Origin of the sequence: Humibacter ginsenosidimutans (genome assembly GCF_007859675.1) — a bacterium.
GTDB lineage: Bacteria > Actinomycetota > Actinomycetes > Actinomycetales > Microbacteriaceae > Humibacter > Humibacter ginsenosidimutans.
In genome coordinates, this window is the sequence record NZ_CP042305.1 from 211,372 (window position 1) to 232,536 (window position 21,165).

The 21,165-nt window shown below is 67.2% G+C and carries 21 protein-coding genes; 13 read left to right on the forward strand and 8 right to left on the reverse strand.

Annotated features, from left to right (window positions below; translation table 11 throughout):
- Positions 1-59: 59 nt before the first annotated feature.
- Positions 60-1,664, forward strand: a complete 1,605-nt coding sequence (locus FPZ11_RS01030; RefSeq protein WP_146317628.1) for a copper resistance CopC/CopD family protein — start codon at positions 60-62, stop codon at positions 1,662-1,664.
- A gap of 10 nt (positions 1,665-1,674) precedes the next feature.
- Here FPZ11_RS01030 and FPZ11_RS01035 read toward each other — a convergent pair whose 3' ends face one another.
- From FPZ11_RS01035 to FPZ11_RS01045, 3 genes are read right to left on the reverse strand one after another with little or no spacing between them, the layout of a single operon-like run.
- The gene (locus FPZ11_RS01035; RefSeq protein WP_210415929.1) at positions 1,675-3,948 is read right to left on the reverse strand and encodes a heavy metal translocating P-type ATPase; all 2,274 of its coding nucleotides are present in this window, start codon (positions 3,946-3,948) and stop codon (positions 1,675-1,677) included.
- The gene (locus FPZ11_RS01040; RefSeq protein WP_146317629.1) at positions 3,948-5,987 is read right to left on the reverse strand and encodes a cytochrome c oxidase assembly protein; all 2,040 of its coding nucleotides are present in this window, start codon (positions 5,985-5,987) and stop codon (positions 3,948-3,950) included. The genes FPZ11_RS01035 and FPZ11_RS01040 overlap by 1 nt, the downstream gene beginning before the upstream one ends.
- Complete coding sequence (locus FPZ11_RS01045) at positions 5,980-6,186, reverse strand: heavy-metal-associated domain-containing protein (protein WP_367889422.1); 207 nt, start codon at positions 6,184-6,186, stop codon at positions 5,980-5,982. Before FPZ11_RS01045 ends, FPZ11_RS01040 begins: the two co-directional genes overlap by 8 nt.
- Positions 6,187-6,230: 44 nt before the next feature.
- Between FPZ11_RS01045 and FPZ11_RS01050 the strand changes: the two genes are divergently transcribed.
- From FPZ11_RS01050 to FPZ11_RS01060, 3 genes are all read left to right on the forward strand, one after another.
- A complete protein-coding gene (locus FPZ11_RS01050) occupies positions 6,231-6,806 on the forward strand; it encodes a hypothetical protein (RefSeq protein ID WP_146317631.1) in 576 nt (191 codons plus the stop codon).
- A 447-nt stretch (positions 6,807-7,253) separates the two neighbouring features.
- Complete coding sequence (locus FPZ11_RS01055; RefSeq protein ID WP_146317633.1) at positions 7,254-7,493, forward strand: hypothetical protein; 240 nt, start codon at positions 7,254-7,256, stop codon at positions 7,491-7,493.
- A 448-nt stretch (positions 7,494-7,941) separates the two neighbouring features.
- Positions 7,942-8,550: a hypothetical protein gene (locus FPZ11_RS01060; RefSeq protein ID WP_146317635.1), complete on the forward strand. Its 609-nt coding sequence runs from the start codon at positions 7,942-7,944 to the stop codon at positions 8,548-8,550.
- Between the two features lie 333 nt (positions 8,551-8,883).
- On the opposite strand, the gene FPZ11_RS01065 is transcribed toward FPZ11_RS01060, so the two are convergent.
- Together FPZ11_RS01065 and FPZ11_RS01070 are read right to left on the reverse strand one after the other, a co-directional pair.
- Positions 8,884-10,014: a C40 family peptidase gene (locus FPZ11_RS01065; RefSeq protein WP_146317637.1), complete on the reverse strand. Its 1,131-nt coding sequence runs from the start codon at positions 10,012-10,014 to the stop codon at positions 8,884-8,886.
- A gap of 373 nt (positions 10,015-10,387) precedes the next feature.
- Positions 10,388-10,795: a Fur family transcriptional regulator gene (locus FPZ11_RS01070; protein WP_168203699.1), complete on the reverse strand. Its 408-nt coding sequence runs from the start codon at positions 10,793-10,795 to the stop codon at positions 10,388-10,390.
- 152 nt (positions 10,796-10,947) lie between these two features.
- Here FPZ11_RS01070 and FPZ11_RS01075 point away from each other — a divergent pair, with 152 nt between their 5' ends.
- The 5 genes from FPZ11_RS01075 to FPZ11_RS01100 all read left to right on the forward strand — a co-directional run bounded on the left by FPZ11_RS01075 (position 10,948) and on the right by FPZ11_RS01100 (position 15,756).
- Positions 10,948-11,868, forward strand: coding sequence for a metal ABC transporter solute-binding protein, Zn/Mn family (locus FPZ11_RS01075; RefSeq protein ID WP_146317641.1), 921 nt, complete (start codon positions 10,948-10,950; stop codon positions 11,866-11,868).
- Positions 11,865-12,722: a metal ABC transporter ATP-binding protein gene (locus FPZ11_RS01080; protein ID WP_246846442.1), complete on the forward strand. Its 858-nt coding sequence runs from the start codon at positions 11,865-11,867 to the stop codon at positions 12,720-12,722. The genes FPZ11_RS01075 and FPZ11_RS01080 overlap by 4 nt, the downstream gene beginning before the upstream one ends.
- Entirely contained in the window at positions 12,719-13,642 is a 924-nt protein-coding gene (locus FPZ11_RS01085; RefSeq protein ID WP_146317643.1) for a metal ABC transporter permease, read from the forward strand. Before FPZ11_RS01080 ends, FPZ11_RS01085 begins: the two co-directional genes overlap by 4 nt.
- A gap of 1 nt (position 13,643) precedes the next feature.
- Positions 13,644-14,495 (forward strand): metal ABC transporter permease, encoded by an 852-nt coding sequence (locus FPZ11_RS01090; RefSeq protein WP_146317645.1) that lies wholly within the window; start codon positions 13,644-13,646, stop codon positions 14,493-14,495.
- Positions 14,496-14,727: 232 nt separating this feature from the next.
- Positions 14,728-15,756, forward strand: a complete 1,029-nt coding sequence (locus tag FPZ11_RS01100) for a CobW family GTP-binding protein (RefSeq protein ID WP_246846444.1) — start codon at positions 14,728-14,730, stop codon at positions 15,754-15,756.
- 23 nt (positions 15,757-15,779) lie between these two features.
- Here the strand turns inward: FPZ11_RS01100 and FPZ11_RS01105 are convergent, their stop codons facing one another.
- Complete coding sequence (locus tag FPZ11_RS01105) at positions 15,780-16,115, reverse strand: ArsR/SmtB family transcription factor (RefSeq protein WP_246846446.1); 336 nt, start codon at positions 16,113-16,115, stop codon at positions 15,780-15,782.
- 83 nt (positions 16,116-16,198) lie between these two features.
- On the opposite strand from FPZ11_RS01105, the gene FPZ11_RS01110 reads away from it, so the two are divergent.
- The gene (locus tag FPZ11_RS01110; RefSeq protein ID WP_246846447.1) at positions 16,199-16,642 is read left to right on the forward strand and encodes a Fur family transcriptional regulator; all 444 of its coding nucleotides are present in this window, start codon (positions 16,199-16,201) and stop codon (positions 16,640-16,642) included.
- A gap of 438 nt (positions 16,643-17,080) precedes the next feature.
- On the opposite strand, the gene FPZ11_RS01115 is transcribed toward FPZ11_RS01110, so the two are convergent.
- A complete protein-coding gene (locus FPZ11_RS01115; RefSeq protein ID WP_146317649.1) occupies positions 17,081-17,983 on the reverse strand; it encodes an alpha/beta fold hydrolase in 903 nt (300 codons plus the stop codon).
- 65 nt (positions 17,984-18,048) lie between these two features.
- On the opposite strand from FPZ11_RS01115, the gene FPZ11_RS01120 reads away from it, so the two are divergent.
- Together FPZ11_RS01120 and FPZ11_RS01125 are read left to right on the forward strand one after the other, a co-directional pair.
- On the forward strand, positions 18,049-18,489 hold the full coding sequence (locus FPZ11_RS01120; RefSeq protein ID WP_146317651.1) for a MarR family transcriptional regulator: 441 nt from the start codon (positions 18,049-18,051) through the stop codon (positions 18,487-18,489).
- A 66-nt stretch (positions 18,490-18,555) separates the two neighbouring features.
- Positions 18,556-19,467 carry a phosphotriesterase family protein gene (locus FPZ11_RS01125; RefSeq protein ID WP_146317653.1) on the forward strand — a complete coding sequence of 304 codons (912 nt, stop codon included), beginning with the start codon at positions 18,556-18,558 and terminating at the stop codon, positions 19,465-19,467.
- On the opposite strand, the gene FPZ11_RS01130 is transcribed toward FPZ11_RS01125, so the two are convergent.
- On the reverse strand, positions 19,464-20,435 hold the full coding sequence (locus FPZ11_RS01130) for a hypothetical protein (RefSeq protein ID WP_146317655.1): 972 nt from the start codon (positions 20,433-20,435) through the stop codon (positions 19,464-19,466). The genes FPZ11_RS01125 and FPZ11_RS01130 overlap by 4 nt on opposite strands.
- A 79-nt stretch (positions 20,436-20,514) precedes the next feature.
- On the opposite strand from FPZ11_RS01130, the gene FPZ11_RS01135 reads away from it, so the two are divergent.
- Positions 20,515-21,060 carry a PadR family transcriptional regulator gene (locus FPZ11_RS01135; RefSeq protein WP_168203700.1) on the forward strand — a complete coding sequence of 182 codons (546 nt, stop codon included), beginning with the start codon at positions 20,515-20,517 and terminating at the stop codon, positions 21,058-21,060.
- Positions 21,061-21,165 lie beyond the last annotated feature (105 nt).

Consider the following 21,165-nt stretch of genomic DNA (forward strand, 5'->3'; position numbering starts at 1 on the left):
GCCGGGCTCGAGCGCTGCTTGCCGCCGCGTCTGTGGCAGCGGGGCTGCTTCTGGGAGGTGTGGGCGGCATCCAGAGCGCGTCCGCCCATGCTGTGCTGGTCTCCAGCACGCCCGCCGACGGCAGCCGCGTCGACTCCTCGCCGAAGCAGGTCGTTCTCACCTTCGACGAGAACATCCAGCTGGTCCCCGGCACTGCCCGCGTGCTCTCCTCCACAGGAACCCGGGCGGACGCCGGCGGTGCGCATCTGACCGCCGCGGGCACGGGAATCACGATTCCGTTGCACCCGAACCTGCCTCGCGGCAGCTACACCGTGACCTGGCGCGTGGTGTCCGCCGACACCCACATCGTGGCCGGCTCGATCGCATTCGGTGTGAGGCAACCAGCCTCCGAACAGGCGCGAGCGGCGGCACCGCCGAGTTCACCGGATGTTGTCGCGCAAACCGCGCAAGGTTTCGCGTATGCCGGAGTCATCCTGTGCTTCGGGATCCCGGCTCTGACCCTGACCCTGTGGCGTCGCCGGCGACATGCCCAAACCCTTCGAACACTCACCCGCGTCGGCTGGTTGGCGCTTCTTACCGCGACCGTGGTCGACTTCGCGTTGCAGGGCCCGAGGGCCGCGGCCGCCGGATGGGCCGGAGTACTTCGCCTCACCGACGCCGGTCAAACCGTGGCGAGTGTATACGGGGTGGCCTTGATCTGTCGCGCTGCGCTTCTCGTCGCGATCGCACTCCTGGCCACCGTTGTCCGCCGACGTCGATGGACCCCGATCGTTGCTGCGGTTCTGGCGGTGGGTGTGTTGATCACCATCGGGGTGGGTGGACACGCCGGGACCGGGGGCGATGTGGTCGTCGCGCTGCTGGCGGCCACCGTGCACCTGGCTGCAATGGCGGTCTGGATCGGTGGTCTCCTCGTGCTGCTGATCGGTGTGCTGCCCGGCTTCATCGCCGACACGGAGAACCTGGCCCGGCTACGTCGCTGGTCGCAAGTCGCCTTCATCAGCGTTGTCGCCTTGATCCTCAGCGGCGAATATCAGGCCTGGCGGCAGATCCAACCGTTGCCATCGCTCTGGTCCACGCCCTACGGCATCACCCTGCTGGTCAAGCTCGCCCTGGTAGCCGCGGCCCTCGTCTTCGCGCTCCTCGCACAGCGCGCACTCCATGCTCGAGTACAGCCGGCGAGCCGCGAAACACACCCCGAGACCGGTTCGGAGGCACCCGCGCAGCCTGGCTTGGCACGGAGGATCCGTCGATCCGTCGTCGCGGAGGCGGTGATCGTGACCGCGGTCGTGGTGGTCACCACGGTGCTCACCGCCCTTCCCCCGGCATCCGGCACCTACGGTCCACCTACCTCGCGGACCGCGGCGTTGGGCTCCGACAGTCGCCTTGTCGTCGACGTCGATCCGACACAGCGCGGCCCGCAACAGATCACCATCACCCCGGAACGCGACGACGGCACACCCGAACACGTTCAGAGCATCGCTGCGACGCTGTCCTCCGAACAGAACGGCGTCTCGGCCATCGCCGTTCGGCTGCGCAGAGACGGGAACCTGTGGCGCAGCGTGAACACGGTCGTGCCGCTGGCAGGAACCTGGACGATCACCTTCGACGTGTCAGTGGATCAGGCCTCCGGCTATGCGACCCAGGTCGCCTATCAAGTGTGGTGACCAGCTGGAATCAGTTCGTGGGTTCGAAGGAACGAAGCCGCAGGCTGTTGGAGACCACGAACACCGAGGAGAGCGCCATCGCCGCTGCCGCGATCAGCGGGTTCAGGAGTCCGAAAGCGGCGAGCGGGATCGCGGCGATGTTGTAGCCGAACGCCCACACCAGATTCATCCGAATCGTGCCCAGCGTCTTGCGGGACAGCCGGATGGCATCCACCACCGTGCGCAGATCATCGCGGACCAGGATGATGTCCGCGGACTTCATCGCGATATCAGTACCGGTGACCACCGCCAATCCGAGGTTCGCGGTGGCCAACGCGGCGGAGTCGTTGATGCCGTCGCCGACCATGGCCACCCGTCGGCCCTCGGCTTGGAGCTGTTCGATCCTGGCGGCCTTCTGTTCCGGCAGCACTTCGTCGATCACCGCATCCACGCCGACAGCGTTGCCGACTGTCTGGGCTGCTGCGGCGGTGTCGCCGGTGAGCAGGACCGTCTTCAGCCCCATCTGCTTCAGCAACGTCACAGCCGGTGCGGCGCTGGGTTTGATCTCATCACGAACCCGGATCACCGCGATCACAGCTCCGTCGACAGCGGCGAAGACCTGCGTCGAGTTTCCCGACGCGGTGTGCGCCGACGATACAGCAGCATCCTCCAACACCGATGGCACGGGCAAGCCCGACGATGCCATCAGAGCCTTGTTCCCGACGATCACATCGCGGCCCTGAACCAGCGCGCGTGCTCCGAGTCCCGGCAGCGCCCGGAACCCGGTCGCTGCAGGCGCCGGCGATTCCGGGTTGAGAGCCGCCATGATCGCTTTCGCAATGACATGCTCCGAGCCGGTCTCCACCGCGGCTACCATCGGCAGGACCTCCGTCTGGTGCCAGCCGGCGACCGTGTGCACCGAGTCGACCTGCATGGTGCCGGTGGTGATGGTGCCGGTCTTGTCGAACACGACAGTGTCGATCCGGCCGCTGGCTTCCAGGGCATCCTGTCCCTTGATCAGGATGCCCAACTGGCCGCCACGGCCGACACCGACCATCAGGGCGGTCGGTGTGGCAAGGCCCAGGGCGCACGGGCAGGCGATGATCAGCACGGCGATCGCGTTGGAGACCGCCTGACCCGGGGTGGCACCAGCTAGTGCCCAGACGACCCCGACGATCAGGGCCAGCCCGATCACGACGGGGACGAAAACGGCCGAGACCCGGTCGACGAAGCGTTGAACACCGGCCTTGCGTCGTTGCGCGGCATCCGCAAGGGCCGCCATCTGCGCGACCTTCGTGTTCGCCCCCACGTGTTGCGCGGCCACGACGAGACGACCGGACGAGTTCAACGTGCCGCCGGTGACCGGCGAGGCCGGTCCCACCTCGACGGGCAACGATTCGCCGGTCATCGCGCTGGCGTCGATCGTGGACCTGCCGTCGTCGACGATACCGTCGGCAGCGACGACCTCGCCGGGCTTGACCACGAACAGTTGCCCCGGTCGGAGTTCGCCGATCGGGACGATGCGTTCCGTGCCGTCCTCCGCCAGGATCCGGGCGTCCTTCACCGCAAGACTCGCGATGGCGTTCAGCACGTCGCCGGCTCGGCGTCGGGAACGGGTTTCGAAGTAGCGGCCGGCCAACTGGAAGGTGATCATCCCGGCGGCGACATCCAGATAGATGGACTGCGCACCCGCAGGAGTGCGACCGAACCCCAACCAGAACCCCGGAGACTCGCTCGGGGCGAAGATCATCGCCCCGATCGCCCACAAGAACGACACCGCCGCACCCAACGAGATCAGGGTGTCCATGCTCAGACTGCCGTAGCGCAGGTTCCGCAGCGTCGCCTTGTGGAACGGCCATGCCGCCCAGGTCACGATCGGCACCGCCAACAGCACGCACACGATCTCCCAGCCCGGGAACCGGTAGTCCGGAACCAGGGCGAGAAGGATCGTCAGATCGCACAACGGAATGGTCAACAGCGCAGAGACGGTCAGGCGACGCCGCAACGACGACAACCGCACCGCCGCGGCACGCCTCGACCACTCATCGTCCTCCGGGTCGTGGACGGCGGCGGTGTAGCCGGCGCGTTCGACTGCGGCGATCGCCTCCGACGCATCAGCAACCGGAAGCCCTGTCACCAGTGCCCGCTCGGTCGCGTAGTTGACCGAAGCGTTCACTCCCTGAAGACGGTTGAGCTTGCGCTCGATCGCCACCGCGCACGCGGTGCACGTCATGCCGCCCAGATCGAGCTCGAACGATTCCTCGACAGTGAGCGGGTCGGGGTGGTGCATCGTCTCTGACGACATCAGCGTCTCTCCTCAGTCACGGGTGCGGTGTTCGCAGCAGCCTGAGCTGCCCGCGGAGCCTGGTCCTCTCGCTGGGCGAGGCGGGAGAGCATCTCGTTGTAGGCGGAGAAGCTGTCGTCCAGTCCTTTGTCGATCGTGCGATCAGTACGCCGGGCCTGCCGTTCGTCCTGTCTGGCCCACTGGGTGACCAGCACGATCACAACGAACAGGAGCGGAATCTCACCTGCCGCCCACGCGATTCCACCGCCCAAGTACTGGTCGGCGTGCAGATCGTGCATCCACGGTGCGTCGATGTACTGGTAGAACTCCTTGGCGATGACCGTGGAGCTCATCATCACGACCACGCCGAAAAACGCGTGGAACGGCATCGCCGCCAGCACCAGCCCGAGTTTGCCGATGTGCGGCAGCGGCCGTGGCGTGTGGTCAACGCCGATCACCAGGCCGTAGAACATGTACCCGACGACAAGGAACTCCACGTTCATCACCTGGTGCGCCCAGTGATAGCGCAGCGCCTGCGCGAAAAGGCCCGTGAGGTAGAGCAGATAGTACGAGCCGATGAACCGGACGAACACGAACAACGGGTTGTACAACCCGCGCGAGAATCGCCAGTTCAGCAAACCGGTCACCCATTCATGTGGTCCCGCATACCTGCGTTCCGGATGCGCCGTTGTCGCCCGCAGCGCCAGGGTGACCGCTCCGCCGAGCACTAGCAGCAGCGGGCCGATCATGTTCAGGCACATGTGCAGCACCATGTGGATGCTGAACGCGGCATTCGAGTACCGCCCGATCCCCGATGACGTCGTCAGCACGATGACGATCCATCCGGCCAGCCACGCCACCGTTCGCCCTATCGGCCACACGTCACCGCGCCGCCGCAATCGCGTGACACCGAACAGGTACGCCGTGCAACCCACCGCGGCCATCACGAGGAAGAGGATGTTCGGCCGCCAGTCGAAAGCCAGCGCGAGCGGTGTGGGCGTCGCGTTCGCGTTGTAGCCGAAGAACAACTGCATGATCGAGGTCGGCACGAAATATTGCGGAGGCGGAATCCGCGAACGAATGACATCGATTCCGACATACGCGGCCATCACGAACAGCCCGACCGTCAACGGCGCAGCACGTACGAGAAGGGAAGCCGAGTCCGGTCGCCCCCACCGCGCAACCGACGGCAACGCACACAGTGCGAGCACGAGGAGCAACCCGAACTGCACCAGCATCAGCATGCCCGTCCGCGACGCCAATGGCGAGCTTCCGGCAAGCTCGAACATCATGACCACGACGCCGCTCGCCGACGTCACCAGCCAGCAGGTCGCCCAGGCCAGACGGAACCGCCCGACGGCGGCCGGCGAGGGGCGCGGCCCCCGCCAAACCCGTAATGCCATCACCACCGTGGCGCCGAACCAGATCGCTTGAGCAGGTGCACCGAGAATCGTGGCGTCGCTGCCGAAGTCATGGTTCGGCCCCACCAGAACCTGCGTCACCAGCAACGGAGCGAGCAAGGCGACGATCGCGGGCACCAGCAAACCCGCCAAAGACTGCCAACTGGTCGCGAATACGGCAGCCACAAAGACGAAGCCCACCAACAGCGCGACGACGATCCACGCCGCCGGAAGATACGACGCCTGCACCAGATAAGGCAACGCACCAGGATCCAGCAGCTTTGACAACGGCTCACCATTGGCGTCGGCAGCATCCACAGGGATCAGAGCGACCGCGGCGGACGCCCACACGATGGCGGCCCACCGGACCACACCGAAATCCGTGCTTGGATCCGCTGACAACCGCCGCGGACCCAACCTCGTGCGAATGAACGCACCGTAGAACAGGCCTCCGATGCACACCGTTCCGGCCACAGCGACCACCAGGTGCAGAACGGCGCTCGTCATCGACGTCTCGATACCGGGAACGCCGCGGTCCAACGCACGGTAGGGCTGACCGCCGAGCAACACGACCGCGACGATGACAGCCACGACCGGGAGGATCAGCGCGAGCCCGAGCAGCAGCGAAGAGCGTGTCGAGCCGGAGAGACCCTCAGACACCGACCAGCTCGTAACCGGCCTCGACCACGGCGTCGCGGACGGCCGAGAGCTGCAGCGCCTCACCGGACTCGATCGTCACGGCGCCCGTCTCCAGGCTCACCTCGACAGCGCTCACCCCGCTCACGGCCAGCAACTCGCCGCGCACACGATTGACGCAATGCTCACAGCTCATACCGCTGACAGACACGTTCGTGATCACTTGCTCACTCCCAGATCGACGACAACGATTCTACAATACGTGGAATGGTCGGCATGATGCGGGCGCAAAGGGAACGGACACGGCCGGGCTCCGAGCGGGCGCGTATGAGCAGCATTCGTGCGTGCGCGAAGCGAACGTGGCGAAATCTCGGGTGTGTGGTGGTCGTCGCGGCGACCGCGCTGCCCCTGGCGGCATGCTCCGGTAGTGGCAACCCGGGTGCGGTCCACGCATGGCGTGTGCATGACGGATGTCCGAGTCCGGCAGCCGCGGCACGGGCGAGCAACATGGACAGCTTGATGTTCGAGTACACCGCACCGCGGGAGAAGTCGGCGACGACATCCGGTTGCACCTATGTCGCGCGTCACGCCTCGGTGTCGATCGAGGCCGAACGTGGCGGACCATCGAATGTGGACTACAACACAGCGGCCGGAATCCGCGACACGAACATGCCCACATGGGGTGCCGGTGCCCACACCGGAACCTCCCGCAACTTCTGCGGAGCGGCCGTTCCGACAACATCCGGCAACACGCTCGAAGTGACCATCACGACGCGAGACCGGACCATAGCCGACTGTGCAGCCCTCGCTCCGCTCGTGCGACTATCCGCCACCAGGCCATGACCTCCGCCGGCAGTCGGCGGACCGAGGCCACGGTCTTTAATTGTGGATGCCTTCTTGTCGGCGACGCTGCCTTCCAGGTCGCTGGGTGGAGCGACTGGATGGCGCTTGACGACCCGGACCGCATTCCTAGCAAAGGGGACCCGCCGCCCCGGGCGATGATGCTCGGAGCAACGTTGCCTGCGGCATGGGTTCGCAACGGCAGCATCGGCCCGATCACTGACGTCCTTGTGGCGTGGTGTGATCCGAAGAATCCTTCCTCGGTATTGGGCCGCAAGGCTATCCCGGTCATACCGCCGCTGTCGCAACGCGCCATTTCGCGCCCCAGTAACCTCACACGCGATGGATGGCCGGAGCAGGTGCCGATGCCTGTCGAACTCGAGTTCGCGGACGCCCCGGCCCGGTCGTGGCGGCGCCGCGCGAACGGCGTGGGTCGAGCTGGCTGCGGCCGTGGCGCGCGACGAAAAGCCGGTGGCGAATCGGCTCAAGATCACGTACATCGGGCCCCGCGATGCGGACGTCACGGAGGTTCACGAGGTCGTCGTCAGAGGATCTTGCCTTGTGCCAGTATCCGATGCCACCGGCGACTGGACGATCGAGCGGGACGTCTTCGATGCGAACATGGAGGCCAGCGTGCTTCCGGCGCGACGCACCTATTGGCGCTCACGTTCTCAGAAGCTTGAGTTCTGACAAGGAGTACCGGTCAGCCTCGAAAGCGGATCGGCTCGCGGGCTGGCGGCGATCTTCGTGTCTCAAGCGTGCGCACAGCTAAAGTCGCCGTGTGCAACACGTGGCCGGCACTCCTACGCGCAGGACTGTGACCCTGATGGATGGGTCGGTCCTTGAGGTCTGAGCGGACGCTGTTCAAGGTCTGGACGGATCCGAACCCAACCTGGTTTTCGATTGTCTGATGGACGTCGAAACGGTCGATCAGCAAAGCCTCGACATGAGCTGCCGAACCTCGTCGAACCCGAAGCGCGTCGGCGTTGTCGTAGCGAAGCTTCCACGCGCGATCGTCCGAGGCGTACTCGGCAGTTGATGCCGAGGCGATAGAGCCCGCAGCGGGATCCCGTTCCGAGATTGTCCGTCGGTTCGCGAGGGGCTCTGTGGACCCACGGGTTCGGGGGATGATGGGCTCGTGTTGTTGTTGGTGACGGGCGCTAGCGGTGTGGGCAAGTCGACGGTGCGTACCTTGGTGTCCGGCACGCTGGCTCCGGTGGTGGAAAGCGTGGAGCTCGCGCACGTGTTGCCGCTGAGAGCCGCTCCGACAAAAATGTGGCGCCAGCAGGCCGCGGAGCAGGCAGTGCGGCGTGCCGTCGAGCTTCAGACGGCCGGGCGGCATCTGCTCTTGTCCAGCGACCCCGTCCCTGCCGCGGAAATCGTCGCCGCACCGTCGGCGCCACAGCTGGACGGCATCGCCGTCTGCCTCCTCGACGCGTCACCCGAAGCGCAGACCGCTCGGCTGACGGCGCGAGGCGACGATCCCAGCGTCCTGCATCACCACCATGCCTTCGCCGAGTGGATGCGCAAGGCCGCAACCGACCCGCTGCACATGCCCGAGGTGATCACCACCAACGGGTGGGATCAGATGCGCTGGGACCGTCTCGAGCGTGCCGCCGACTCCTGGCGCGTGACGACCATCGACACCAGCGAGCTCTCGCCGGCACAGGTCGCGGAGGCGGTGAGCACCTGGTGTCGCGCCTCAATAGACGGTGACATCCCGACCATTCATGTCACTCATCTGTAACAACGAAAGAGGAACAGCTCGCGAGATCTACGTGCGTAGCGTGTAAGTTGCCGGATCCCGAAGCGATGCACGGCGGGTCGATGACCGGGACGATGCCGGTCTCGCCTGTGAGGCGGTCGAGGTGTGCGGGGCAGGGAGTTGTACACCCCGGCGCTGCACAGCCGACCGTCCTGGACGAACTCGGCTATCGCCAGCCAGCTAGAGATGTAGTCGCCGCCGCACCGAGTCGGCATGGGCCAGTGGATCAGGATCAAATCCACGTACAGGAACTGAAGGGTCTGGTCGAAGCTGCGGTGCACATTGTCCAGCGCATGATTTCAAGCCGCCGTCGTGTCATGGCGTGCCGGATGGGCGGCCGACCAGGTCGTAGAGATGCTCGGTCGCTGATGTCCACATCGGCTCGATCGTCACGCTCTCGCCCAGTTGGGGTGCGGCGAGGATCATGTTGTGGCCGAGGTAGATGGCGACATGCGGGAAGCTCCCGTCGTCTCCCTGCCAGAAAATCAGGTCGCCGCGCTCACGATCGTTGAAGGGCAGGAGGCGTCCTTCGCTTCTCATGACCGACAGTTGGGCGGGCACGAAGTGTGCGCCGATGTCGATGCCCGCTGCCAGATACGCCGCCTTCGTCAGCCCGGAGCAATCCCACGAGTCGGGTCCCGCGCCATCGGTGGCGTAAGGCTTTCCGAGCTGCGCCTCCGCGAAGGCGATCGCCCCAGCGACCTGCGTAGCGTTCGGGGTGAAGCCACCGCCGCTGTCGTCCGGGCCCGGGTCGGTCTGCACGCCCGAATCAAGCCCGAAGTCATCGATGAAGTCGGTGTCGGTGTCACCGTCCGATTCCGCCAGCATCGCGTCCGTCGCGGCATCCAGTGCCGACTGGGCGGCATCGACGGCGCTCGCTGCAGCCTTCTTCGCGGCACTCTTCTCGGCCAACGGGATTGCCTCGAGGGCGGCATGGGCTTGTGTCGCGGCGGCTCGGGCGGCATCCGCGTGCTTAGCGGTGGACGCCGCGCGCGCCGCCAACGTGGCAAGCGGTCCGTGCATGCTGCCGAGTTGGTTCGCGGCGGTCAGGCGCTGGAGAAGGTTGCCTCCGCTCGGACCGTCGTCCAGTAGAGCGCCGAGCGTCGTGGTCGTCGAGTCGGAATGGCCCTGCTGCAGTGCCACCAGGAACGCGGCGGCCGCGGCCTTGGCGGCCTTCGTCGCCGACGCCGAGATCTTCGTCGTGGAGGCATCCAGTGCCTTGGCGCTTCGGTAGGCGGTGCGGGCCGCGTCGTAGTCGTCGGTGGCGCCGTCTTTCACCGTCTGGGCGGCATCCACTGCGGCCTGCGCCTTGTCGACGGCGTTCTCGAGAGCGTCGGACACCTCGTCGTCTGCATCGGAGTCGGCGTCGTCAGCGGAGTCGTCATCGCCGGCAGTCGGTACGGCGGTCGGATCGTCGGTGTCCGTCGGCGACGGCGTGCTCGTCACGGGCGGTTTCGGTGTGCTCGTGTCGGTCGGCGATCCCGGAGTCGGCGTGGCCTCGGTGGGGGTCGGAGTCGGGGAAGCAGTGCCGATTCCGCCGTCGCTCGGCGTCGGAGTCGATGTTGCACATGCGGCCGAGCAGTCGTCCAGCGGCGATGCACCGAAACCCACGAACCCAGTTGCGAGCACGACAACGCACAGGAGAGCACGCTCTCGCAGCCCACGACGTTTCGGCGCACGCCAGCTCGACGCGTTCGCTCTCAGCCTGGTGCCGAACATTCCCAACGATCCATGTATCACCGCGACGGTCGAGAGAACGGCCCTCGTGCTGGCAGTCTCGCACCAGTGCCCCGGCGCGGCACCCGTGCGGAGAATGAGTTCAGCATTGTGTGCAGTTTCGGCATCGTCCGTGCACGGCGATCGGTGAGCCGCCCGTGAAGAACTCCGCCAGCTCGGGCGCGACACGGGAACGTCGCGCGATCTCCTCGGTGCGCCCGCAGTGGTCGCAGACCAGCACGTCCGTCGCGGTGAGCTGGTAGGCGGCCTCGGTGCCGATGCGGATCTCGTAGATGCGCCGCTCCAGTGCGAGGGCGTGCAGCTCGCGGTAGACGGTCGCCAGGCCAACGCGCGCTCCGTCGGACCGGATCAGGGTGTAGAGGTCCTGGGCGGATGTCGGGCCGGTGCAGCGCCCGAGCGCATCGAGAACGACGGATCGATAGCGATGTACGCGACCGACGCGTGCCGGTCCGAGCGCCCCTGACGGTCCCGGCGCTTCACTGCCGACCACGGCGCCACCAACCCTTCGGCTCACTATGTATAACAAGAATCGTTATCAATAGGATTAGACCAGAAACGAGAGCCGGAGTATCGTCCATTTGCGAGAATCATTCTCAATAAGAGACGAGCGGGAGCGCGACTCCCTGGAAAAGGAACACGTCAGTGAGCATCAAGAGAAGAGCGGTGGCACTCGGCCTGGTCGCGGTCGCGGTGGCCGTCGCGTTGAGCGGTTGCACGGACTCCGCCAATGCGGGCAGCGGCAAGATCGTGGTCGTCGGCGCGGAGAACGAGTACTCCGACGTCGCGGCGCAGATCGGCGGCAAGTACGTCGACGCCAGCGCCATCATGAGCAACCCGAACACCGACCCGCACACGTTCGAGGCCAGCGCAAGCGTCGCGAAGGAGCTCAGCACGGCGCAGCTGGTGGTGCAGAACGGCGTCGGCTACGACGACTTCATGGCGAAGCTGGAGAAGGCGTCGCCGAACAAGGACCGCAAGGTGGTCGTGGCGCAGGACGTGCTGGGCCTGCCCGACGACACGAAGAACCCGCACCTCTGGTACGACCCCAAGACGATGCCCGCCGTTGCCGAGAAGATCGCCGCCGACCTCGGTGCGATCCAACCGTCGCACAAGGCCTACTTCCAGAGCCGGCTGGCTGCGTTCAACGACTCGATGAAGACCTGGACCGACGCGCTGTCCACGTTCAAGCAGTCCTACGCCGACACCCCCGTCGCGGTCACCGAGCCCGTGGCGGACTACATGCTGGAGGCCGCGGGGATCGACGTGAAGACGCCGTGGTCGCTTCAGGCGGCCATCATGAACGACACCGACCCGTCGCCCCAGGACTCCGCGGCGCAGGATGCCCTGTTCACCGGCAAGAAGATCAAGGTGTTCCTGTACAACCAGCAGGTCACCGACTCCATCACGTCGCACTTCCTGAAGCTCTCGCACGACAACGACATCCCCGTCGTCGGGGTCTACGAGACGATGCCGACCGGCTACACGTATCAGAAGTGGATGCAGGCCGAGCTGGATGCCCTGCAGAGCGCGATCACGTCGGGCACCTCGACCGAGAAGCTGTGAGCCGGGCCGACCGCGGGGCCGATGTCCCGGGCGGCGTGGTGTCCGCCCGGGGCATCCGCGTCGTGCTCTCCGGCAAGGAGATCCTCGACGGGGTCGACCTCGCGGTGGCGCCGGGGGAGTTCGTCGGCCTGATCGGGGCGAACGGCGCCGGCAAGACGACGCTGCTGCGTGTGCTGCTCGGTGTGCTGAAGCCGTCGGCCGGAACAGTCTCGCGACCGCGGAGGGGCGGCGCCGTAAGCGGCATCGGCTACCTGCCGCAGAAGGTGGCTCTCGACCCGGATGCGCCGCTGCGCGCACGCGACGTGGTGGCGCTCGGTGCTGATGGCGGCCGGCTCGGACCACCGCTGCGCTCCGCGACGCTGCGTCGCAGGGTCGAGGAGACGCTGCAGGCGGTAGGCGCGTCGCAGTTCGCCGACCAACGGATCGGTGAGCTCTCGGGGGGCCAACAGCAGCGGGTGCTCCTGGCGCACGCCCTGATCAGCGAGCCGGCCCTGCTGCTGCTGGACGAGCCGCTGGCGAACCTCGATCCCGGCAGTGCGCACGACATCGTGCTGCTGCTGGATGAGCTGCGTCGCCGCCGGAACGTCGCGATCGTGATGACCGCGCACGACATGAACGTGCTGCTGCCCGTGATGGATCGCATCGTCTACCTCGCCGCCGGCCACGCCGTCACGGGTCCGCCCGACCAGGTCGTGCGCACCGAGACCCTGACCAGGCTGTACGGCAGACCCGTGCGGGTGCTGCGCGCCGAGGGCCGAGTCATGGTGCTGGCGGACGACGAGGCACCGCAGCTGCCGGAGGCGGCGCATCACCGACAGCCCTTCGACGAGCCCGCCGATCGGGTCGGGACATGACCGGCGTGCAGAGCGTGCACGCCGCGCTCGGCGACTTCCTCACCAGCCCGACCGTGCACACCGCGCTGATCGTCGGCGGCTTCGTGGCCGTCGTCACCGGAGTCGTCGGCGTGTTCACGGTCATGCGCGGACAGTCGTTCGCCGGCCACGCGCTGGCCGACCTGGGCGCGGTGGGCGGCTCCGGCGCCTTCCTCGTCGGGATCAGCCAGCTGTGGGGCTTCGTCGGGGCGGGCATCCTGGCGGCGCTCCTGATGGAGCTGATCGGCATCCGCCGCATTCAGGGCCGCGATGTCGCCACCGGGATCGTCTTCGGCTTCGGACTCGGCCTGACCGCACTGTTCCTGTACTGGGACACCACCATCGGCGACTCCAGCAACGCGGCGGTCTCCGTGCTGTTCGGATCCCTCTTCGTGATCGACCCCGGCGTGATCCCGACCGTGGTCGTGCTCAGCGTGCTCGCCCTCGTCATCGTGGTGGCGATCTACCGCTGGCTGCTCATCGAGTCGCTCGACCGTGACCTCGCGATCGCGCGCGGCGTGCCGGTGCGGCTCGCGGGCATCCTGTTCCTCGTCGCGCTCGCGCTCGCCGTGGAGCTGTCCGCGCTGACGATCGGCGCGATCCTGTCCACCGCCCTGCTGATCGGCCCGGCGGCGACCGCCCTGCTGCTGACCAGGCGCTTCGGCGTCGCCGTGCTGATCGCCGCGGGGCTGGCCGTGGGCACGACGTGGATCGGATGCCTGGTCTCGTACGAGAGCTACTACTGGTCGTCCCGTCACGACAACTGGCCGGTGAGCTTCTGCATCGTCGCGTTGGTCTTCGTGACCTATCTCGCCGTCAGGGCGGGAAGCGCGCTGCGTCGTCGGTCGATGTCGGCCGCCGCGCTGCGCGACGGCGTCCCCACCGCAGAGACGGCGGTGTGACGTGTTCGCGCCCTTCATGATCAATGCCTGGGCGGCCGGCACGATCGTCGCCCTGATCGCCGGTGCCGTGGGGTTCTTCGTCGTGCTGCGCGGCAACTCCTTTCTGGCGCACGCCGTTCCGCACGGCGCGTTCGCCGGCGCCGCCGGCGCGGTGCTGATCGGCGTCGACCCGCTGATCGGGCTCGGCGTGTTCGCCGCCGCCGGCGCCCTGACGATCTCGGCGCTGGGCCGGCGTGCGCGCAGCGACGTGATCACGGCGCTCGCGCTGTCGATGATGCTCGGCCTCGGCGCGTTCTTCTTGAGCCGGTCCAGCGAGTACTCGGCCGAGGTGTTCGCTCTGCTGTTCGGGCAGATCCTCGGCGTCGCGAGCATCGAGATCGTGCCCATGCTCGTGCTCGGAGCGCTCTGCGTGCTCGCCATCGTGGTGCTGTACCGACCGCTGCTGCTCGCCTCGGTGCTGCCCGACATGGCCGCGTCGCAGGGGGTGAGCACGCAGTGGCTGTCCGTGTGCTTCGGGCTGATCCTGGCGTGCGCGACCACGATGAGCGTTCCGATCGTCGGAGCCCTGCTGATGTTCGCCCTGCTCGTGGGCCCGCCCGCCGCAGCGAGGCTTATCACCCGACGTCCGGCCACGGCTATCGCGCTGTCCATTGTGCTGGCGGTTGCGACGGTGTGGGCATCCATCGCGCTGGCGTACGCGACTGACTGGCCAGTCGGATTCTTCGTCACCGCGGTCAGCGCCCTGCTCTACCTGCTCGGCCGCCTGACGGCGTGGCGCATGCGAACCAGGGGCGGCCCGGCGGCGGCTGAGACGGATGCGGCCGTCGAAGTCGGAGAGAGGGCGACGGTCTGAGATGAACGGAGACACGAACGTGAACTGCGATGCCATCGTGATCAGCGGCAAACCCGCAGGCCTGTCCGCCGCGCTGATGTTGGGACGGTCACGGCGACGCGTGCTGGTCGTGGACGCCGGTGTGCTGCGCAAACCGGTTCGCCGACCACATGCACGGGGTCCTCGGCAACGAGAAGACTTCGACCGCGCGGTCACCGCGCGGGTCGCCGTGTGATCGACGGGGCAGGTGCACGTGGCGTCCAACGAACTAGACCGCCTCCCCGTGATCGCCGTCACCGGGCCGCTCGGCGCGGGCAAGACCACCGTGACGAACCACCTGCTGCGCAGGGTCGGCGCACGCCTCGGGGTGGTCATGAACGACTTCGGCGCCATCAACGTGGACGCCGCGCTCGTGACCGGCCAAGTCGACGAGATGGCGGCGATCTCCGGCGGATGCCTGTGCTGCCTCCCCGACTCCGGCGGCCTCGACGACGCCCTGGCGAAGCTCGCCCATCCGCGTCTCCGGCTGGATGCCGTGCTCGTCGAGGCGAGCGGCGTGGCCGATCCGGTCGCGCTGGCCCGGCTCATCCGCTTCAGCGGCGTCGACCGGGTGCGCCCGAGCGGCGTGGTCGAGGTCGTCGATGCCGTCAACCTCGACGCCGCCGACGCGGGCGCCGACGCGTCGAACCGGTACCGAGCGTCGACGCTCGTCGTGATCACGAAGACCGACCTGCTCGAGCCCGCGACGCGCGACTCGGTCGTGGAGCGCATCCGAGATCGGGTGCGGCGGGCCAACCCGGACGCCGAGATCGTGGTGGCGCCGCACGGATCCGTTGATCCGCAGCTGGTGTTCGACGCCGCGAGGGAGGAGGAGCCGGCCGACGAGCTCCCGCTCGCGCGACTGGTTCGCGACGATCATGCGGGTGCCCACCATGAGCATGCCCACTCGGCGAGCGTCGTCGCCTCCGGCCCCGTCTCGCCGAGCGCCTTGATCGACCTGCTCGAGCATCCGCCGGCGGGGGCGTACCGCCTCAAGGGCCGGGTCGGCGTTCTCACGCCCGGAGGCGTGCGCGGCTACGCCGTGAACCTCGTCGGCGGGCTCATCCACGTGGCACGCATGGCGGCGCCGCCGAGGCCGGCCGGTGAGCTCGTCGCCATCGGACTGCGGCTGGACGAGGCCGTCGCTGGAGCCCGACTCCACGACGTGCTCGCGACGCCGGCGACCCGTCCCGATCCCGCCGGCCTGCGCCGTCTGCAGCGCTACCGCCGCCTCAGCGACTGATCCGAACCGCGCACGCCAGTGACTCAGGCGGACTCTTCGCTCAGCTCGTGCCGGTGCGCCGAGCCGAGGCCGCGCGGCTCCTGCACGTGCACGACGGCGTCCGCGATGACGTGGGTCACGTGCAGGTCGGCGACCTGATAGGTCACCTCCTTGCCGCGACGCTCGGCCGTCACCAGACCGGCCTGGCGCAGGGTGCGCAGATGCTGCGACACCAGCGGCTGCGACATCCCGGTCGCCTCCGTCAGGCGACCAACCGTGGCCGGAGACTCGCTGAGCAGACGGAGGAGCCGGAGTCGGGATTCGTTGCCCAGCACCTTGAACAGGTCGGCCGCCTCCGCCAGGCCCGGTTCCGCACTCACGCTCAGATCCCACCACATGTATAAGAGAATTGCAATGTGTCTACTATTGAGTGAGGTTCTCAGTTCGATCGGAGGGCGAGACCGTGCCAGCATCAGAGATTCGCGAGGAGCGCCGGACGGCGCAGAAGGATGCCGTCCGCCGTGCGTTGGGCGAGGAGAGCGGCTTCATCTCCGCTCAGCAGCTGCATCAGCGCCTGAGCGACAACGGCGCATCCGTCGGGCTGGCGACCGTCTACCGGCAGCTGAACGCGCTGGTCGACTCGGGTCTCGCCGACGCCATCCCGGTATCGGGCGGCCAGCTGTTCCGGGCGTGCGAGCAGCGCGAGCATCACCACCATCTGGTGTGCGAGAACTGCGGCAGGGCGGTGGAGATCGACCCGCCATCGGAGAAGTGGATCCGCACCGTCGCGAAGGACCACGGCTTCACGGTCAACAGGCACGTGCTCGAGGTGTTCGGGCTCTGCGCGGACTGTCACAACGCCGGCGTCGAGCCGAACGACCGTCCGGAGGCGTTCCGCGATTCCTAAGCGGGTCCTCGTCACGGAGGAGAGGTCGGTCGGAGAAGACTGGTCACACTACCGGCGCTTGTCGTTTCAATCGCAAATGCCATCAAACAGTGCCTGCGGGTCGTTCGCGAGAACGCAAGTTGCTTGACGTCGACGCGTTTCCGTGGATTGTTCCGTTCTGTGGTCGGGCCGGAAGTCCTGTCCACAGATGTTTGAGGGAACGGTGTTGGCGTGAGTGGAGTTCGGGCGCCAAGGTGAGTCAGGTTACAACACGATCGAGGCCCTCATCTTGGAAGCGTCAGCGCAGAAGGCGGAACAGAAGTAGACGATGTCGACACAGAAAAACCCCGGAACGACGAGGAACTCGAGGGCCTCGGGGGTTCTGCATTTCACGGCTCAGCGGCTCGCGCGGGGCCCATCGGTCCGAACGGGCCGGTAGAGGGGAAGGGCTGACATCCGTCAAGGGAGGGATTCCGACTTTGCCTGCGTGACGAGCGCCCGTACCCTCTCGGCGAATGCGCGCGGGTGGCTGAGGTTGCCGTTGTGTCCTCCGGGCATCTGCTCGACCGGTGTGCCGAGAAGATCAGCCAACGCGATCGCGCATCGGTGGTCGTAGACGGCGGGAGGCGTCTGCTCGCCGGCGGCGGGCACCACCGGTACCGATGTCTGACGCAGGCGCTCCAGATCGAGTTCGTCTTCGATGATCGCCGTGAAATCGTGCCGGATGAAGTGGTCGAAGTTCCGTTTTCGCTGCGCGTCGAGAGGCTGCGGGGTGAGCCCGGGCTCGGCGTCGTCAGGAGTCTGCACGATGCCCAGTGCGTCCCGGATCAGAGGGACGGCGGCGAACAGGCCCTGGTCGACGTAGGTCGACTGAATGCTGGAGAGTTCGTGCCGTTGGCGAGCACGATCCGTCTCAGGCAGCAGGCTCGGCGCGACGGGTTCATGGGCGATGAGCAGCTCGACCTGCTCCGGGTGTCGCACCGCAAGATGCAACCCGATCACGGCACCGATGCTCAAGCCGAGCATGCTCACCGGCCCGTCTGCAACCACTTTGAGAAGGTGGTGCACATCGTCGGCGTGGTCGGACATCGTCGCTGACGCATCGGCTGACGTCGTGCGGCTGCGGGAGAGCCCTCGCCGGTCGTAGGTGAGTACGGTGAAGTCCCCGGCAAGAGCGTCGACGAGATCGACACTGCGGTCGGCGTCTCCTTCTCCGCTCTCGGCGATCAGCAGGAGGGGACCCGATCCACGCTTCTGGTAGTAGAGGACGGCGCCGGGGACCTCCAGTCGGCCGCTCGGCTGGGAGCTGGTGCCGACCTGGCTCGGGTGCAACGGGGACGGACTGATGCTTGGCGTTGTCATGAGGCATGAGCGTAGAGCAGTTACATCGAAATAGATACATCGAATTCGATGCTATGGTTCGTGTCGTGAACTCGGTCGAGCTGTTCCTTCTGGGAAGGGTCCTGATGAAGCTGGGTGAGCAGGGGATGCCCCAGCTCACCGATGCCCAGCGTGGCGGCGGGGGAGACCGCGTCGCACTGGTCGTCGCCACCGAGATCGCGATGTACCCGGGCACGACCGCCGCTGAGGTCACCGTGCGAACCGGATTCCCGCAGAGTCAGGTCTCTGCGGCCGTCGCACAGTTGGTCACCGCAGGCTCGGTCGAGGCGAGCCGGGATCCCGGCGACGGTCGCAGAACGCTGCTGCATCCCGCACGCCGTGTGTCGAGCCGTGTCGCCGAGGTTCGCGCCGCAAGCGTCGACGGCATCGTCGCGGAACTCGTCGGAGAGGCGGACCTGCGCCGCGTGATGGACGCGCTCGAGTTCTTGGCCGCGACGCTCAACCCGGCGAAGGCCGGCGGTCGATGAGGGAGTGCTGCGGGAGTCTCTGCATCCCGTGACGACACCGTTCGTCTACGTCTGTAGAATCCACGCATGGCGATCTCGACGGTGATGACCGTTCTCGGCCCCGTGCCGGTGACCGAACTCGGGCGCACGATGCCGCACGAGCATGTGCTGTGCAAGGAGCTCGGCATGGGGGAGGGCCCGCTCGACGACCTCGGCGGCGCGGTCGACGACCTCAGGGTGCTGAAGGATGCCGGCGGCGGCACGATCGTCGACGTCACGTCCGGTGACCTCGGGCGCCGCCCCGCGCTGATCCGCGAGGCGTCGGAGCGCTCGGGCGTGAACATCGTCATGGGTGCCGGCTGGTATCGCGAGTCGTTCTATCCAGAGGACTTCAACCAGGTATCGCTCGACGAGCTCACCGAGCGGCTGCTGGCCGACATCGCCGAGGGTGAGGACGGTGTGCGTCCCGGCGTGATCGGCGAGATCGGTGCCGACCACGGCTACCTCTCTGCGGTGGAGGAGCGCGTGCTGCGTGCCTGCGCCAGGGCGCAGCGCGAGACCGGGCTTGGCATCGTGCTGCACGCCGTGATGAGCGAGGTGGGTGCGTGGCAGCTCGACGTGCTCGAAGACGAGGGCGTCGACCTTCGCCGCGTGGGCGTCGGCCACTGCGACCTCTACCCGAACGTCGACTATCACGTACGGCTCGCCGAGCGCGGCGCCTTCGTGATGTACGACACGCAGAGCTTCCCGAGCCCGGAGCTCGACGCCGCTCGCATCGCGAACGCCGCCGAGCTGGTGCGGCGAGGCTTCGGCTCGCAGCTGCTGATCTCCCACGACGTGTGCACCCCGAGCGGACGCCGCGTCGGCGGCGGCCCCGGCTACTCGCGCACGATCACCGACGCCATGCCGGCCCTCATCGAGGCCGGGGTCCCCGCCGAGGTCACCGAGCAGATCATGACCACCAACGCCTGGCGGCTGCTGGCCGGCGAATCCGTCTAAGCCGCGTCGTCGCAGGGAGGCGACGTTGTGACACGGGATACGATGAGGTCGCGCACCACGTAGAACCCGGGCTTGGGCGTGTAGTCGTCGCGGAGCATCCCGAATCTGCTGCGCCAGGTGCTCGAGCTGAGCCCGTCGCGCAGGCCGAAGAACTCGTAGGCTCCGATGTTGGCGTCGGCATCGAGCACGGCCTCTGCCACGGTGACGAGCACGCGCGCCTGCGTCTCTTCGTCGCGTTCGTCGTCGGTGGGCCATCCCGTCTCCGTGATGTGAATGGGCGTCTGCGCCGGCACGCCCACCTCCGACGTCACCCGGCGGAACGTCGAGACCAGAAAGCGCACCGCACTCTCGAGCTGCTCCTCGGGAATGGGGCGGAAGACATCGGGGAACATGTCGAGACCGACGTAATCCAGTTCGCGGAGCCGCCGTTCTCCCAACGCGTCGGCCAGTCGGCGCCAGAACGTCGGATCGGCCAGCCCCGCGGAATTCACGCCGATGCGCACCGGGGCCGCCAGCCGCGCGCGCTCGTCGAGGGCGGCATCCACTCCCGCAGCGATCGCTTCGAGGCATCCTGGGGAGCCGCCATCGAGTGGTGCAGGCACGTTGGGTTCCTCGCCCACCTGAACGTTGCCGCCGCCCCACTCGGCGACGTCGCGGACCGCTCGGCGAACGAACTGCGCGAAGCCGTCGGGATCGGGGCTCGAGCTCTGGTAGCAGGCGACGAGGTCTGCGCGTCGGCCCTGGCCCAGATAGGCGCGTGGGTCGTGCGGGGTCGCGGGGTCGTCGACGCGGCCGTCGCTCTGCCGGCCGAAGTGCCGATAGCAACGGATGAGAAAGCCGTGCCCTTCCATCTGCAACTGCTCGATCGCCTGAACCGCTCGCCGCGGGTCTTCAGGCGGGCAGTCCAACGGTTGGAACTCGACGAGGTCGGCGCTCACGACGCCGGGCCAGATTCCGAAAATCATCATAACTCCTTATTAGCCGTATACGGCTAGGAGCTTAGACGCACTAGCCGTATACGGTCAATTGGTCGGGTACGCTGAAGCCGTGCCGTCGAACGCCCTCGCGAACCCGCTCGTGCTGCCGATACTCGGTCTGCTCGTCGAGCAGCCACGCCATCCCTACGCCGTGTTCTCGGAACTTCGCGCGCGCTACGACTTCCTGAAGGTGCGCAACGCGACCGTCTACACGCTGCTGAACACGCTCACTCGCGCAGGCTGGATCATCGAGTCCCCGCAGCAGGACTCCCCGGTGCTCTCCACGACCGTCGCAGGGCGTGAGGCGCTCGCGGAGCGGGTCACGGTCGGACTGAGAGGCGGCGCACTCTCCGCGGACGCCGAATTCATGACGGCGCTCGCCTATGTGGGCATCCTGGCCCCGAAGGATGCTGTGGCAGCGCTCCAGGATCGTCGTGATCGCCTGCGCGACGAACTCGCTCGGATCCGCCGTGTGCTCGATGACTCGCCGGCACTGGAGCTGCACATGATCGAGGTGCACTACTACCACGACAGGCTTCGCCACGACCTCGCATGGATCGAGCGCACCATCACACGGATGGGCGACGGCAGCCTCGCGTGGCCCCGTCGGGGCTGAGCGCGACGCGAGCTACTCGTCCTCCACAGCCGATGAGTTTCGGGAGCTTTCCACAGAGCGCGCTCTCGTGTCGCCCGGGCGTCCGGTCAGCGGCCAGCCTGGGGC

Excerpts from the sequence above, each read along its gene's own strand:
- FPZ11_RS01130 (WP_146317655.1), bottom strand. The coding sequence starts at position 20,435 with ATGATGATTTTCGGAATCTGGCCCGGCGTCGTGAGCGCCGACCTCGTC.
- FPZ11_RS01035 (WP_210415929.1), bottom strand. The coding sequence starts at position 3,948 with ATGTCGTCAGAGACGATGCACCACCCCGACCCGCTCACTGTCGAGGAA.
- FPZ11_RS01115 (WP_146317649.1), bottom strand. The coding sequence starts at position 17,983 with ATGACAACGCCAAGCATCAGTCCGTCCCCGTTGCACCCGAGCCAGGTC.
- FPZ11_RS01085 (WP_146317643.1), top strand. The coding sequence starts at position 12,719 with ATGACCGGCGTGCAGAGCGTGCACGCCGCGCTCGGCGACTTCCTCACC.
- FPZ11_RS01125 (WP_146317653.1), top strand. The coding sequence starts at position 18,556 with ATGGCGATCTCGACGGTGATGACCGTTCTCGGCCCCGTGCCGGTGACC.
- FPZ11_RS01050 (WP_146317631.1), top strand. The coding sequence starts at position 6,231 with ATGGTCGGCATGATGCGGGCGCAAAGGGAACGGACACGGCCGGGCTCC.